Raw genomic sequence first — 14366 nt, 5'->3', positions numbered from 1 at the left:
GATGGCTACCCCAACCCAGCAACTCGGCGTGCACTCCGAGGTCGGTAAGCTGCGCAAGGTACTGGTCTGCTCACCAGGCCTGGCTCATCAACGGCTCACCCCGTCCAACTGCGACGAGTTGCTGTTCGACGACGTGCTTTGGGTCAGTCAGGCCAAGCGCGATCACTTCGATTTCGTCACCAAGATGCGCGAACGTGGCGTCGAAGTGCTGGAAATGCACAACCTGCTCACCGACATCCTGCACGATGCCGAAGCGAAACGCTGGCTTCTCGACCGCAAGCTGACGCCCAACCTCATCGGCCTGGGCCTGCACGACGAAGTCCGCGCCTGGCTGCAGGAACTCGAACCACGCCAGCTTGCCGAGCATCTCATCGGCGGCATCTCCGACGACGACCTGCCCGGCACCCACAGCGGCGAGATCGTGCGGATGTTCCGCGACTATCTCGGCCACTCCAGTTTCATCCTGCCGCCGCTGCCGAACACGCTGTTCACCCGCGACACCACCTGCTGGATCTACGGTGGCGTGACGCTCAACCCCATGCACTGGACCGCGCGCCGCCAGGAAACGGTCCTGGCCGCCGCGATCTACAAGTTCCACCCCACCTTCGCCAACGCCGATTTCAAGGTCTGGTACGGCGACCCGGACCTGGACCATGGCCTCGCCACCCTGGAAGGCGGCGACGTCATGCCGATCGGCAACGGCGTGGTGCTGATCGGCATGGGCGAGCGCTCCTCGCGCCAGGCCATCGGCCAGCTGGCGCAATCGCTGTTCCAGCAGGGCGCGGCCGAGCGGGTGATCGTCGCCGGCCTGCCGGTCGGTCGTTCATCGATGCACCTGGATACGGTATTCAGCTTCTGCGACCGAGACCTGGTGACCATCTACCCCGAAGCGGTACAGGCCATCACCTCCTTCAGCCTGCGCCCGGACGAGAGCAAGCCCGGCGGCATCGACCTGCGCCGCGAGGAAAAGGGTTTTCTAGAGGTGGTCGCCGAGGCGCTCGGCATACAGCAGCTGCGCACGGTGCAGACCGGCGGCGACAGCTACGAGGCCGAGCGCGAACAATGGGACGACGGCAACAACGTGGTGGCGCTGGAGCCCGGCGTGGTGATCGGCTACGACCGCAACACCTACACCAACACTCTGCTGCGCAAGGCCGGCGTCGAGGTCATCACCATCGATGCCAGCGAACTGGGCCGCGGACGTGGCGGCGGCCACTGCATGACCTGCCCGATCGTCCGTGACCCCGTCGACTACTGAGGTAACCGCGATGGCCTTCAACCTGCACAACCGCAGCCTGCTCAGCCTGACCCATCACAGCGAACGGGAGCTGCGCTACCTGCTCGACCTGTCTCAGGACCTCAAGCGCGCCAAATACAGCGGCACCGAGCATCAGCACCTCAAGGGCAAGAACATCGCGCTGATCTTCGAGAAGACCTCCACCCGCACCCGTTGCGCGTTCGAGGTGGCCGCCTACGACCAGGGCGCCAACGTCACCTATATCGACCCGGCCTCCTCGCAGATCGGCCACAAGGAAACCATGAAGGACACCGCCCGCGTGCTCGGGCGCATGTACGACGCCATCGAATACCGTGGCTACAGCCAGCACGTCGTCGAGGAACTGGCGCAGTTTTCCGGCGTGCCGGTGTTCAATGGCCTGACCGACGAATACCACCCGACCCAGATGCTCGCCGACGTACTGACCATGCGCGAGCACAGCGACAAGCCGCTGCACGAGATCAGCTACGCCTACGTCGGCGATGCCCGCAACAACATGGGCAATTCGCTGCTGCTGGTCGGCGCCAAGCTGGGCATGGACGTGCGGATCGGCGCGCCCAAGACACTCTGGCCGAGCGCCGAGCACATCGCCACCTGCCAGGCCTTCGCCGAGCAGTCCGGCGCCCGCCTGACGCTCACCGACGATCCGCGCGAAGCGGTGCGGGGCGTCGACTTCATCCATACCGACGTCTGGGTGTCGATGGGCGAGCCGGTCGAGGCCTGGGGCGAGCGCATCGGCCAGTTGCTGCCCTACCAAGTCAACGCCCGGTTGATGAAGGCCAGCGGCAACCCGCGGGTGAAATTCATGCATTGCCTGCCGGCCTTCCACAATGCCGAGACCCGGATCGGCCAGGAGGTCGTTCGGCATCATCCACAGCTGGCCGGCGGCATCGAGGTCACCGACGAGGTGTTCGAATCGCCGGCCTGCATCGCCTTCGACCAGGCCGAGAACCGCATGCACACCATCAAGGCCGTGCTGGTGGCGACCCTCGGCGGAATCTGAAGCGGAGACACAGCATGCGCATCGTCATAGCCCTGGGTGGCAACGCCCTGCTGCGTCGCGGCGAGCCGTCGACCGCCGACAGGCAGCGCGAGAACGTGCAGCTCGCCTGCCGCCAGATCGCGCTGGTAGCAGCCGGCAACCAACTGGTGATCGCCCACGGCAACGGCCCGCAGGTCGGCCTGCTGGCCCTGCAGGGCGCCGCCTACGACCCGGACGGCGCCTACCCGCTGGATGTGCTCGGCGCGCAGACCGAAGGCATGATCGGCTACATGATCGAACAGGAACTGGGCAACCTGCTGCCGGCCGAAACGCCCTTCGCCACCCTGCTGACCCAGGTCGAAGTGGATGCCGACGACCCGGCCTTCGCCGCGCCGAGCAAACCCATCGGCCCGGTCTACAGCCATGAGGAGGCCCAACGCCTGGGCGCGGAAAAAGGCTGGAGCATGGCCGCCGACGGCGAGCATTTCCGCCGCGTGGTGCCGAGCCCGCGGCCCCGGCGTATCTTCGAGATCCGTCCGGTGCAGTGGTTGCTGGAGCGCGGTTGCGTGGTGATCTGCGCCGGCGGAGGCGGCATTCCGACGGTCTACGACGCGCAGCACAAGCTGCACGGCATCGAGGCGGTGATCGACAAGGACCTCTGCTCGGCGCTGCTGGCCGAGGAGCTGCAGGCCGAGCTGCTGCTGATCGCCACCGACGTCGACGGCGCCTATGTGGATTGGGGCACGCCGACGCAGAAGGCCATCGCCCACGCCCATCCCGACGAACTGGAACGGCTACCCTTCGCCGCGGGTTCCATGGGGCCGAAGGTCCAGGCGGCCTGCGAGTTCGTCCGGCATACCGGCAAGGATGCGGTGATCGGGGCGCTGGCGGATATCGAGGCGATCGTCCACGGTGCCGCGGGAACCGCGTCAGCCTGGCCGGAGCGGGTATCCGCTACCGCTGAGCAGGCGTTCGCCAGGGGCTGTTGCCGTTTCAGTTCTGCGCATAGCGCAGACCATCGTAGGAGCGGGCATGCCCGCGAAAAAAAAAAGCAGCCGTATCACTCGCTGTGTGGGTCCTGTTCGCAGGCATGGCCTGCTCCTACAAGGGAGCCAGAGCTCTTAGCGCAGACCTTGATGACCGTCAGCGTCGCACGCGGTCGTTGTCCAGCGGTGGTCGGGTCGGCGCGGGACGCGGTTGCGGCGATTGCCGCTCGAGCCCGGGCAGCGTCGGCTGGCGCTCGTTGCCACGCGCCGGCGGCAGCGCAGGCAGCAAGGGTGGCTTGGCCTACGGCAAGGTGGTCGGGCGTGGCGGCCCCGGGTCGGTATAGGGGCGCGGCGTCGGCGTACCGGGCGCGCCGCTGCCCTCCTCCCTGGCCAGCGCCGTGGCCAGGGGGAACAGCAGGATGATCATGGCGATGCAGAGTCGCGTCATCTTCGTGCCCTCGGTGGCTTTGTCGACACTATAGCCGTCGTACATCGCTCACCGGCGCGCACCGGCTCCTATGGTACGAAAAGCATCGTCCTATGCCATGGGTTGTCCGGCATCGGGACGGACCTCGCCCGGATGTACAACGCCGCCCCGGCGTCGCATCAACCGGTAGGCCGCCGGAATCACGAACAACGACAGCAGCGGTGCGCTGAGCATGCCGCCGACCATCGGCGCGGCGATGCGGCTCATCACCTCGCTGCCGGTCCCGGCGCCCCAGAGGATGGGCAGCAGGCCGGCGACGATCACCGCCACGGTCATCGCCTTGGGCCGTACCCGTTGCACCGCGCCCTCGCGAATGGCCTCGCACAGCGCCGCCTCACCATGCCCCCCGGCCTGCTGGCGCTCGGCCCAGGCATTCTTCAGGTAGAGCAGCATGATCACGCCGAACTCCGCGGCCACCCCCGCCAGGGCGATGAAGCCGACGCCGGTGGCCACCGACAGGTTGAAGCCCATCAGGTAAAGGAACCACACCCCGCCGGTGAGCGCGAACGGCAGCGTCAGCATGATCAGCAGCGCCTCGTCGAAGCGGCCGAAGGTCAGATAGAGCAGTACGAAGATGATCAGCAGCGTGGCCGGGACCACCAGCTTGAGCCGGGCATTGGCGCGTTCGAGGAATTCGAACTGGCCCGAATAGCTCAGGCTCATGCCCGGCAGCAACTCGACGTTGGCGCTGACCGCCTGGCGCAGATCGGCGACCACCGAGGCGATGTCGCGCCCACGCACGTCGACATACACCCAGCCGGCCAGTCGCGCATTCTCGCTGCGCAGCATCGGCGGCCCGTCGCTGACCCGGACCCGCGCCACGCTGCCCAGCGTGATCTGCCCGCCCTGCGGCGTCAGGATCGGCAACTGTTCCAGCGCCTGCGGCGAGTCGCGCCATTCACGCGGATAACGCACGCTGATCGGGTAGCGCGCCAGCCCCTCCACCGTTTCGCCGATGGCCTGGCCCCCAATGGCGCCGGCGACGATGGCCTGCACATCGGCGATATTCAACCGTAGCGCGCGGCATCCTGGCGGTCGATGTCGATGTCGATATAGCGCCCGCCCACCAGCCGTTCGGCCAGCGCCGAGCTGACGCCCGGTACGTCCTTGGCCACGGCCTCCACCTGCCGGCTGATGCGGTCGATCTCCTCCAGGCTGGCCCCGGCGATCTTCACCCCGATCGGGCTCTTGATCCCGGTGGCGAGCATGTCGATGCGGTTGCGGATCGGCGGAATCCAGATATTGGTCAGGCCCGGCACCTGCACCGCGCGGTCCAGTTCCTCGACCACCCTTTCCGGGGTCATGCCCGCGCGCCACTGATCGCGCGGCTTGAAGCGAATGGTGGTCTCGAACATCTCCAGCGGCGCCGGATCGGTAGCCGAGTCGGCGCGCCCGGCCTTGCCGAACACCGTTTCGACTTCCGGCACAGTGCGGATCATGCGGTCGGTCTGCTGCAGCAGCTGCGCGGCCTTCTGCGCGGAAAGCCCCGGCAGTGCCGATGGCATGTAGAGCAGGTCGCCCTCGTCCATCGGCGGCAGGAATTCGCCACCCAGCCGGGAGATCGGCCATAGCGTGGTGGCGAGCAGCAGCAGCGCCACGGCGATGGTGGCTTGCGGATGCGCCAGCACCGTCTCCAGGGCCGGCCGGTAGAGGCGGATCAGGCCGTGATTGAGTGGGTTGCGCGCCTCGTCCGGCAGCTTGCCGCGAATCCAGTAGCCCATCAGCACCGGCACCAGGGTCACCGAGAGCCCGGCCGCCGCAGCCATGGCATAGGTCTTGGTGAAGGCCAGCGGGCCGAACAGGCGGCCCTCCTGCGCCTCGAGGGTGAACACCGGGATGAACGACAGGGTGATGATCAGCAGGCAGAAGAACAGTGCCGGCCCCACCTCCTGCGCCGCATCCGTCATCACCCGCCAGTGCTCCTCGCCCGCCAGCGCCCTGCCCGGGTTGGCGTGGCGCCAGGCCTCGGCCTTCTTGTGGGCGTTCTCGATCATCACCACCGCCGCATCGACCATGGCGCCGATGGCGATGGCGATGCCGCCGAGCGACATGATGTTGGCGTTGATGCCCTGGTAGCGCATCACCGCGAAGGCGATCAGCACGCCGATCGGCAGCGAGACGATGGCCACCAGCGAGGAACGCAGGTGCCAGAGGAACAACCCGCAGACCAGCGCGACGACGACGAACTCCTCCAGCAGCTTGAAGCTGAGGTTCTCCACGGCGCGGTCGATCAGCTGGCTGCGATCGTAGGTGGTGACGATCTCGACACCTGCCGGCAGGCTGGTCTTCAGCTCCTCCAGCTTGGCGTGCACGGCGGCAAGGGTCTCCCGCGCGTTCTTGCCGCTGCGCAGGATCACCACGCCGCCGACGGTCTCCCCCTCCCCGTCGAGTTCGGCGATGCCGCGGCGCATCTCCGGGCCGAGCTGGAGGTGCGCGACGTCGCCCAGGGTCACCGGCACGCCGCCCGCGCTGAGCTGCAGCGGGATGCGGCGGAAGTCGTTGAGCGTCTGCAGGTAGCCGGAGGCACGCACCATGTACTCGGTTTCCGCCAGCTCGAGCACGGCGCCACCGGTTTCCTGGTTGGCCATGCCGATGGCCGCGACCACCTGGGCCTGGGTCACGCCGAGGCTGGCCATCTTCAGCGGATCGAGCACGACCTGGTACTGCTTGACCATGCCGCCGATGGTGGCGACCTCCGCCACGTTGGGCAGCGTGATCAACTCGTACTTGAGGAACCAGTCCTGCAGGCTGCGCAGTTGCGCCAGGTCATGCCTGCCGCTACGGTCGACCAGCGCGTACTGGTAGATCCAGCCGACGCCGGTGGCATCCGGGCCGAGCGCCGGCTTGGCACCGGCCGGCAGCCGGGCCTGCACCTGGCTGAGGTATTCCAGCACCCGCGAGCGCGCCCAGTACAGGTCGGTGCCGTCCTCGAACAGCACGTAGACGTAGCTGTCGCCGAAGAACGAATAACCGCGCACGGTCTTCGCCCCCGGCACCGAGAGCATGGTGGTGGTCAGCGGATAGGTCACCTGGTTCTCGACGATCTGCGGCGCCTGGCCCGGATACGGCGTGCGGATGATCACCTGCACGTCGGACAGGTCCGGCAGCGCATCGATCGGCGTGCTGCGCAGCGCCCAGACGCCCACGGCGGACAGCAGCAGGGTCGCCAGTAGCACCAGCAGCCGGTTCGTCACCGACCAGCGAATCAGCATGGCGATCATGGCTGCTGCTCCTCGACCTGCAGTTGCTCGACCAGCAGCCCGGCCCCCGTTTCGCGGACGGCGAAGCGCACCCGGTCGTCGACCTTGGCGCCGTGCAGCAGGTGCGGGTTGGCGACCGCGAAGCGCATGGTCATGCCGGGCATGCCCAGCGTCCTGAACGGCCCGTGGGCGATCTTCACGCTTTGCTCGGCGAGTTCGACGATGCGCCCTTCGGCCTCATGCAGCGCCGGCGCCAGCGCATGCTCGTGGGCCGGCTCGGCGGGCATCGGTTCGCCGGCCGGGGCCGCGGTGATGCCACGCAGGCTGGCTTCGGAGTCGATGAGGAACTGCCCCGAGGCGACCACCTGCTGGCCTTCTTCCAGGCCATCGAGGATTTCGGTCTGGCTACCGCTGTCGGCGCCGATCCGCACGTCCACCGGGCGATAACGGCCGCCGGCTTCGGCAAGCATCACCAGGGCGCGCTTGCCGGTACGGATGACCGCCTCGCTGGGTACCAGCAGCACGCGGCCTTCCTGGCGGTCGGTCAACTCCACCCGCGCCGTGAGCCCCGGCCGCAGGCGACCGTCGCCATTGGGCAGCTCCACCCTGACACGCAGGGTGCGGCTGGCTGCGCTGGCTTCGGGCAGTACCGCCGTGATCGTGCCCGGCACGGCCTCGCCGGCCAGTGCCGGCAGGTAGGCGGTCACCGCCTGGCCGCTGCGAATGGCCCCGGCCTGGGCCTCCGGCACCGCCACCTCGAGCCAGACGCTGTCCAGGCCGTTGAGCCGCGCCAGCGGCGCGCCGGCCGCGACGCTCATGCCCTGGCGCACATCGAGCGTCTGCAGCACACCGCCGATGGGCACGCGCACGGTCTGCTGCGCATTCACCCTGCCGAGCGCTCCAGTTGGCGAATCGTCTCCGCCGGCATTCCGGCCAGGCGCAGGCGCTGCCGCGCTGCATCCAGCAGCGCGGGCTCGCCGATGCGCCGCACGGCGAGGAATTCTTCCTGCACGGCCACCCATTCCGGGATCAACAGGTCCACCAGCGGCGCCCCCGCCTCCAGCACGTCTCCCGGTGCCAACTGATAGACGCGCTCGACGAAACCGGCTGCCCGCGCCTGCACCAACGCCACGTCACGCGCGTTGAAATCGAGTACGCCGACCGCCTCGATGCGGCGGCTCAATTGGCCACGGCTGACGCTGGCCAGGCGCACGCCGAGGTTGCGGGTGACGGCCGCATCGATGCTGACCGCCGGCGTGCCCGACGAGCCTGCCTCGTCGGCGTAACGCGGCACCAATTCCATGTCCATGAAGGGTGATTTGCCCGGCTGGTCGAACTTCTGCTGCGGGACCATCGGGTCGTACCAGTACAGTACGCTCCGCTCGCCCTGGGCGGCAGCCGGCAAGTCCTGGGGCGCGGCCTGCGATTGCTGCGCCAGCCAGTAGCCGCCGCCCATCCCCAGTGCGGCCGTCAGGGCGACCAGTACGCTGGTTTTGAAGAAAGTCGGGTTCATCGTGCGTCTCCATAGGCGAAATACAGGCGGCTGGCAGCAATGGCCTGCAGGCCTTCGAGGTCGATCTGCTTGAGGCGGGTCTCGATCAGCTCGCGCCGCGCGCTCAACACCGCGTCCAGCTCGCCGGTACCGGCGCGATAGCCGGCCAGGGTCAGGTCGGCACGCTCCTGCGCCAACGGCAGGAACACCTCGCGATTGCGCGTCAGGGCGCGCTGCAGGCGTTCCAGCTCGGCCAGGTCGCTGCTCAGTTGTGCGGCGAACTGGCGCTCCAGGGCCTCGCGTTCGGCCTCCAGCTGGTTCAGCTCGGCATGTCGGGCGGCGATACGCGGGGTCTGCCGCGAACCTTGGAATACCGGCAAGTCGAAGCTGAACGTCAGGTTGACCATGTCGCCGAACTCGCGTCCGCGGCGCAGGTAGTCGACTTCCCAGCTCCAGTCCGGCCGCTTGTCGGCCGTGGCCTCACGGATGCGCGCCTGGGCCTGTTCGGTCCTCGGCGCGAAGGCCTGCAGCTGCGGATGGTTGTTCAACTGCCGCTGCAGCGCCTGGGTATCGAGCGGCCAGTTCGGCATGTCGCCCTCCAGCGGTTGCCGGGCGGCCTCGCCGATCCAGCGCGCCAGTGCCGCCCGCGCCTGCTGGCGTTGCTGGCGCAGCTCGTCGGCGCGCTCGGCGAGTTGCGCCGCCTCCTGGCGCGGCACCACGCTCTCGGCGATCGTCCCACGGCCTCCGGCGATGCGTGCCTGCACCGCTTCGGCGAGCAGGCGGTTCTCTGCGTAGAGGGCGTCGAATGCCCGCAGCTTGCGCTCGATGGCATGGGTGGCGATCCAGGCCTGGGCCGTCGCCTGGCGCACGTTCAAGCTCTCGACCTCGCGCTCGGCCACGGCGCGCTCGATGCTGGCCCGGGCCACATCGACACGGGCGCGACGCTTGTCGCGGTTGGGCATTTCCTGCATCAGCCCGACCATGCCCATGGTCATGCCGTCCTGATCCAGGCTCCAGCGGTTGGCGCCTTCGATCGGCACGCTCTGCATGCCGAGCAGCAATTTCGGGTCGGGCAGTTCGCCGGCCGGCACGGCGTCGCTGCGAGCGGCCTGCAGCTTGGCCGCTTCGGCTTGTAGTGAAGGTGCCTGCTGCTGGGCGGCTTGCAGGGCGTCGTCGAAACTCAGCGCATTGGCGGCAGCCGGCAACAGCAGCATGCACACGGACAGGCCGGCCTGTGTGCGAATTGTTCGCAACAATCGGGATTTCATGGTTCAGATTCCTCGGGTCCTGCGTGCCTGGCAGGCACGCGCGACATCCATCGCAAGGCGATGGACGGTTCGGTCAGGAAGAGGAATCAGGCGCGCGGTGGGCGCCAGACATCGGCGCAGTTGCGCGCGGGAATGAATTCGGAATGAAAGGTGGTCAGGCTCGGCGATGCCACGCCGGCATCGGCCTGGGGGATATCGACCAGCAACAGGCAGCCGACCTTGCACTGGTGGCCGCTCTTGCACAACGGGTTGCCGTCGTGGCCTTGCGTGTCGTGCTGTCCATGCTCCGCGTGGTCCATGTGCAGCGCGGCCTGATCCAGGTCGCTCATCGGCAGGGAACACGGCTGTGCGGCCAGCTCGGCGCCCGCCATCCCTTTGACGGGAAGCACGAGGCTGATCAGCAACAGGAAGCACAGCAGCAAGCGGGTTTTCATGGCAGGCAGTTTAATCGTGGGTGAGTAGCCGAATACTTGATCGAGATCGGGTTCAGGCCTGTTGCGCAGCGGTTTTTTCGCCGAGCAGATGGCTCAGCGCCGAGCGCATCTTACCGGCCTTGACCGGTTTGTTCAGCACCGGCACGCCGAAGCCCTGCAATTGCTTGCGGCACTGGTCGCTGCGGTCGGCGGTGATCATGACCACCGGGATCGCCTGGCCGAAGCGCACCCGCAACGACTGCGCCACCTCCCAGCCGGTCGTGCCACGGTCGAGATGGTAATCGGCCAGGATCAGCTCCGGGGCGCGCCCTGCAACGCTTCCAGCGCGGCAGCCTCGTCGGTCGCCGTCAGCACCTCGCAGCCCCACTGGCCAAGCAGCGCCGCCATGCTGTGCAGGATGCTCAGTTCGTTGTCGACTACCAGCAGGCGCCGGCCGGGCAACGGGTCGCCCAACTGCGGCTGGCTCACCAGCACCTCGCCGCTGCCACGGGGCAGCCCCTCGGCGAGCGGCACCTCGATGCTGAACATCGAGCCGCGTCCGGGCTGCGAACGTACCTGGATGCGGTAATCGAGCATGTTGCGATGCGCTCGACGATCGCCAGGCCCAGCCCGACCCCGCGCCGCTCGGCCGCGCGCTCGACGTTGAGCTGGTTGAATTCGAGGAAGATCGATTGCAGCTGATCGGCGGCGATGCCGCGCCCGGTGTCCCAGACCTCGATGCGCAGCGAGTCACCGCGCCGGCGCGCACCGAGCAACACCCGGCCGCGGTCGGTGTAGCGGCAGGCGTTGCTGAGGAAATTGCGCAGGATGCGCGTCAGCAGGCGGAAATCGCTGCGGATCGCGCACTGCGGGATGTAATGCGCCAGCTGCAGGCCGGCCGCCGCAGCGACCGGCTGGAACTCGGAGACCAGCGGCAGCAACACCTCGTCGAGGCGATAGCTGTCGACGTCCGGCTTGATCGCGCTCTGGTCCAGCTTGGAAATATCCAGCAGGTCGGTGAGCAGGTCTTCGGCGCCCTCCAGCGCCTGGTGGGCCCGCTCCACCAGATTGAGTTCTTCGCTCGGCAATGCCCGCTCGCGCAGGGTCGAGATCAGCAGGCGCGCGGCATTGAGCGGCTGCAGCAGGTCATGGCTGGCCGCCGCCAGATACTTGTCCTTGCTCAGATTGGCCGCTTCGGCGGCGTCACGGGCATCGCGCAGCTCGCAGGTACGTTCGGCGACCCGTTGCTCGAGCTGCTCATTGAGCTGCAGCAGCCGCAGCTGGGCCAGCTTGCGCTCGGTGATGTCGGCGACGAAGCCTTCCACCAGACCGTCCTCGTCGGGCTTGAGCAGCAGGTTCATCACCACATCGATGGCACTGCCGTCCTTGCGCCGCAGGCGTGTCTCGTAGCCGAACAGGCCGAGCCGGGTGCTCAGCGTGTGGCGTATCCGCCGCAGCTCCTCCTCGCCGCCGATGAACAGGTGATGGGACAGGTCGGTCAGCCCCCATAGCGCCTCTTCCGGGCTGTCGTAGCCGAGCATGCGCGCCAGCGCCGGGTTGGCCGCGCGAATGCCTTCCTGCAGGCTGGCCTGGAAGATGCCGTGCACCGCATGCTCGAACAGCCATTTGTAGCGGTTGCGCTCGGCCTCCAGTTCTTCCAGGCGCGCCAGCAGTTCCGGGTAGTGGCTCTTACGCGCCGAGTGGCTGCCGAAGCCGAGCAGCTGGGTCAGCGCCTGCTGCTGCTCGTCAGAGGGCTTCGGCATAGACGACCTCGACATCCTTCTGCGTCGACGAGCGGGGATTGGTCAGGATGCAGGGGTCCTGCATCGCATGCTGCGAGAGGAATGGGATGTCCGATAGGTTGACGCCATGCAGGCCGAGGGTTTCCTTGAAGCCGATGGCCTGCTTGAGGTCGATCAGGTGCTGCACCAGCCGCTCGCGAATCTGCCGGTGGTTCAGGCCGCGGCTGTCGATGCCGAGGGTTTCGGCGACGATCTTGTAGCGCTCCGGCGCGGCATCGTAGTTGAACGCCACCACATGCTCGACCAGTACCGCGTTGCATACCCCGTGAGGCAGGTCGAGATAGCCGCCGAGGCTGTGGGACATGGCGTGCACGGCGCCAAGAATCGCGTTGGAAAACGCCAGGCCGGCCTGCATGCTGCCGAGCATGATCTGCTCGCGCAGCGCGATATCCGCCGGATTGGCGATCATCTGCACCAGATTGCCGTTGATCAGCCGCATGGCCTCCAGCGCATGCGGGTCGGTCAGCGGCCCGTGGCCGGTGGAGACGAACGCCTCGATGGCATGCACCAGCGCATCGATGCCGGTACAGGCGGACAGGAAGGTATCCATGCTCAGCGTGGTTTCCGGATCGATCAGCGAGACGTCCGGCACGGCCGCCTTGCTGACGATGGAGAACTTCATCCGCTCGTCCTGGTTGGAGATGATCACGAACTGCGAGACATCCGCCGAGGTGCCGGCCGTGGTGGGAATCAGGATCAGCGGCGGGCTGGGCACGCGCAGGGTGTCCACCCCTTCGAATTCGATGATGTGGCGGCCGTGGGCGGCGACGATGCCGATGCCCTTGGCGCAATCCATCGGGCTGCCGCCACCGACCGCGACGATCACGTTGCAGCCTTCGCTGCGATAGCGCTCGGCGCCGAGCATCACCTCTTCGCAGCGCGGGTTGGGCGACACCTCGGTGAACAGGCAGTGCTCGATGTTCTGCCGTTCGAGGCTGGCCTGCACGTCCGCCACCCAGCCGGCGGCGACCACGCCGGGGTCGGAAACCACCAGGACCTTGCGCGCGCCGAAATTGCTGGCGCAGGTGCCGACGCTGTGGCGACAGCCGGCACCGAAGATGATTTCCGGGGAAACGAATTTACGCTGGAGGCTGATATTCGGGCTCATCACTGCGGCCTTTTTTATTTTTTGTAACAACCGCACAAGCCTACTGCATTGCTCGGGTAAAGCAATGCACCGAACGGAGGGTGCCCGCCGTATGGGCGGGCACCGCGTCACAGCAAGCGCTGGTAGAAACGCCACTCGCGCTCCAGTGCATCGGCCAGGTTGCACGCCTCGCGAAAACCGTGGCGCTCCTGCGGATAGCACTGGTATTCCACAGCGACGCCACGCCGGCGCAGCGCCGCCACCATCGCTTCGGTCTGTTCGGGCAGCACCACCGCATCCTGGCCGCCCTGGAAGAAGATCACCGGCGTGTCGATCCGCTCGGCGTTGTGCAACGGCGCCCGCTCGCGAAAGCGCTGCGGCACCTGCTGCGGATCGCCGATCAGCCAGTCGAGGTAGTCGCCCTCGAACTTGTGCGTGCCCCGCCGTAGCGCCAGCGGGTCGCTGACCCCGTACAGGCTGGCGCCGCCGCGGAACAGCTCGCTCGCCGCCAGCGCGCAAAGCGCGGTGAAACCTCCCGCGCTGGAGCCACGGACGAATACCCGCGCCGGATCGATCAGCCCCTGGGCGGCGAGCGCCCGCGCGGCCTGGCAGACGTCCTGCACATCCACCACGCCCCATTGCCCGCGCAGGCGCTGCCGATAGGCACGGCCGAAGCCGCTACTGCCGCGGTAGTTGACGTCGGCCACGGCGAAACCGCGCTGGGTCCAGAACTGGATGCGCGGATCGAATACCGGGTAGCAGGCCGAGGTCGGCCCGCCATGGGCGAACACCACCAGCGGCGGCAACGCGTCGGGCCGGCCGTGGCACTCGGCGTTGCGCGGCGGGTAGAAGAAGGCATGTGCCGTCCCCCCCTCGCCGGTCGCGAAGCGCAGGGGCTGCGGACGCGATAGTTGCTCGGGCGCGAGCGGCGCCGCGCCACCCGCGAGGATGCGCACGGCCCCACTGGCCCGCTCGATGGCCAGCACCGCCGGGGTCCGTTCCGGCGAACCGGCGATGCAGAAGACGAAGCGATCATTCACCGCCAACTGGCGGCAGCGCGAATAATCCACGGCCAGCTGCCGCGGGCTGCCGGCCGGCCCATGTTCGAAGAGGTATCCGAAGCCGTCCAGCATGTGGGTCAGCAACAGCCCGCCCCCATCCAGTGGCAGATAGCTGGTGGTCCCCAGTTGCCAGGGTGCCGGTGCGCAGTCGAACTGCGCCGCCCCGCCCCCGGCCAGCCCATGCGGGACCAGCCGGCCCTGCGCCTCGTACCAGGCTGCCAGCCGCCGTGACGGTCGCTCAGGCAGTACAGCCGGCCATCCGCGGCGAAACGGGGCTGCTGCAGGCTTCGCCACCCGCCTCGCCCGCCAGGC

Annotated in this window: 7 protein-coding genes and 5 pseudogenes; 3 read left to right on the top strand and 9 right to left on the bottom strand. The window is 67.8% G+C overall.

Annotated elements, in window-relative coordinates:
- Position 1: 1 nt before the first annotated feature.
- The 3 genes and pseudogenes from arcA (at position 2) to arcC (ending at position 3222) form a co-directional block, all read left to right on the top strand.
- The gene (arcA, locus tag BAY1663_RS03670) at positions 2–1258 is read left to right on the top strand and encodes an arginine deiminase (protein WP_037038039.1); all 1257 of its coding nucleotides are present in this window, start codon (positions 2–4) and stop codon (positions 1256–1258) included.
- A 10-nt stretch (positions 1259–1268) separates the two neighbouring features.
- A complete protein-coding gene (locus tag BAY1663_RS03665) occupies positions 1269–2279 on the top strand; it encodes an ornithine carbamoyltransferase (protein ID WP_037038037.1) in 1011 nt (336 codons plus the stop codon).
- Positions 2280–2293: 14 nt separating this feature from the next.
- Positions 2294–3222 (top strand): annotated as a pseudogene (gene arcC / locus BAY1663_RS03660) (carbamate kinase).
- 179 nt (positions 3223–3401) lie between these two features.
- Here the strand turns inward: arcC and BAY1663_RS24945 are convergent.
- From BAY1663_RS24945 to BAY1663_RS03620, 9 genes and pseudogenes are all read right to left on the bottom strand, one after another.
- Positions 3402–3533, bottom strand: a complete 132-nt coding sequence (locus tag BAY1663_RS24945; protein ID WP_256206522.1) for a hypothetical protein — start codon at positions 3531–3533, stop codon at positions 3402–3404.
- A 12-nt stretch (positions 3534–3545) separates the two neighbouring features.
- The gene (locus BAY1663_RS24940) at positions 3546–3737 is read right to left on the bottom strand and encodes a hypothetical protein (protein ID WP_037038035.1); all 192 of its coding nucleotides are present in this window, start codon (positions 3735–3737) and stop codon (positions 3546–3548) included.
- 45 nt (positions 3738–3782) lie between these two features.
- Positions 3783–6952 (bottom strand): annotated as a pseudogene (locus tag BAY1663_RS03650) (efflux RND transporter permease subunit).
- Positions 6949–8444, bottom strand: a pseudogene (locus tag BAY1663_RS03645) (efflux RND transporter periplasmic adaptor subunit). The pseudogenes BAY1663_RS03650 and BAY1663_RS03645 overlap by 4 nt, the downstream one beginning before the upstream one ends.
- Positions 8441–9691, bottom strand: coding sequence for a TolC family protein (locus tag BAY1663_RS03640; RefSeq protein ID WP_037038033.1), 1251 nt, complete (start codon positions 9689–9691; stop codon positions 8441–8443). Before BAY1663_RS03640 ends, BAY1663_RS03645 begins: the two are co-directional and overlap by 4 nt.
- A gap of 86 nt (positions 9692–9777) precedes the next feature.
- On the bottom strand, positions 9778–10125 hold the full coding sequence (locus BAY1663_RS03635; RefSeq protein WP_037038031.1) for a hypothetical protein: 348 nt from the start codon (positions 10123–10125) through the stop codon (positions 9778–9780).
- A gap of 52 nt (positions 10126–10177) precedes the next feature.
- A pseudogene (locus tag BAY1663_RS03630) lies at positions 10178–11867 on the bottom strand (NahK/ErcS family hybrid sensor histidine kinase/response regulator).
- Positions 11851–13014 (bottom strand): alcohol dehydrogenase-like regulatory protein ErcA, encoded by a 1164-nt coding sequence (gene ercA, locus BAY1663_RS03625; protein WP_037038029.1) that lies wholly within the window; start codon positions 13012–13014, stop codon positions 11851–11853. The pseudogene BAY1663_RS03630 and the gene ercA overlap by 17 nt, the downstream one beginning before the upstream one ends.
- A 107-nt stretch (positions 13015–13121) precedes the next feature.
- Positions 13122–14366: pseudogene (locus BAY1663_RS03620) on the bottom strand (alpha/beta hydrolase family protein); the annotation flags it as partial.

The sequence above is a fragment of the Pseudomonas sp. BAY1663 genome (assembly GCF_000582595.1).
GTDB classification, from domain to species: domain Bacteria; phylum Pseudomonadota; class Gammaproteobacteria; order Pseudomonadales; family Pseudomonadaceae; genus Stutzerimonas; species Stutzerimonas stutzeri_AF.
Note: the sequence above shows the minus strand (reverse complement) of the source record. Positions and strands in the feature narration are given on the sequence as shown.

Coding starts and splice junctions, on each gene's coding strand:
- BAY1663_RS03640 (WP_037038033.1), bottom strand. CDS start 9,691: ATGAAATCCCGATTGTTGCGAACAATTCGCACACAGGCCGGCCTGTCC.
- BAY1663_RS03635 (WP_037038031.1), bottom strand. CDS start 10,125: ATGAAAACCCGCTTGCTGCTGTGCTTCCTGTTGCTGATCAGCCTCGTG.
- ercA (WP_037038029.1), bottom strand. CDS start 13,014: ATGAGCCCGAATATCAGCCTCCAGCGTAAATTCGTTTCCCCGGAAATC.
- BAY1663_RS24940 (WP_037038035.1), bottom strand. CDS start 3,737: ATGTACGACGGCTATAGTGTCGACAAAGCCACCGAGGGCACGAAGATG.
- BAY1663_RS03665 (WP_037038037.1), top strand. CDS start 1,269: ATGGCCTTCAACCTGCACAACCGCAGCCTGCTCAGCCTGACCCATCAC.
- arcA (WP_037038039.1), top strand. CDS start 2: ATGGCTACCCCAACCCAGCAACTCGGCGTGCACTCCGAGGTCGGTAAG.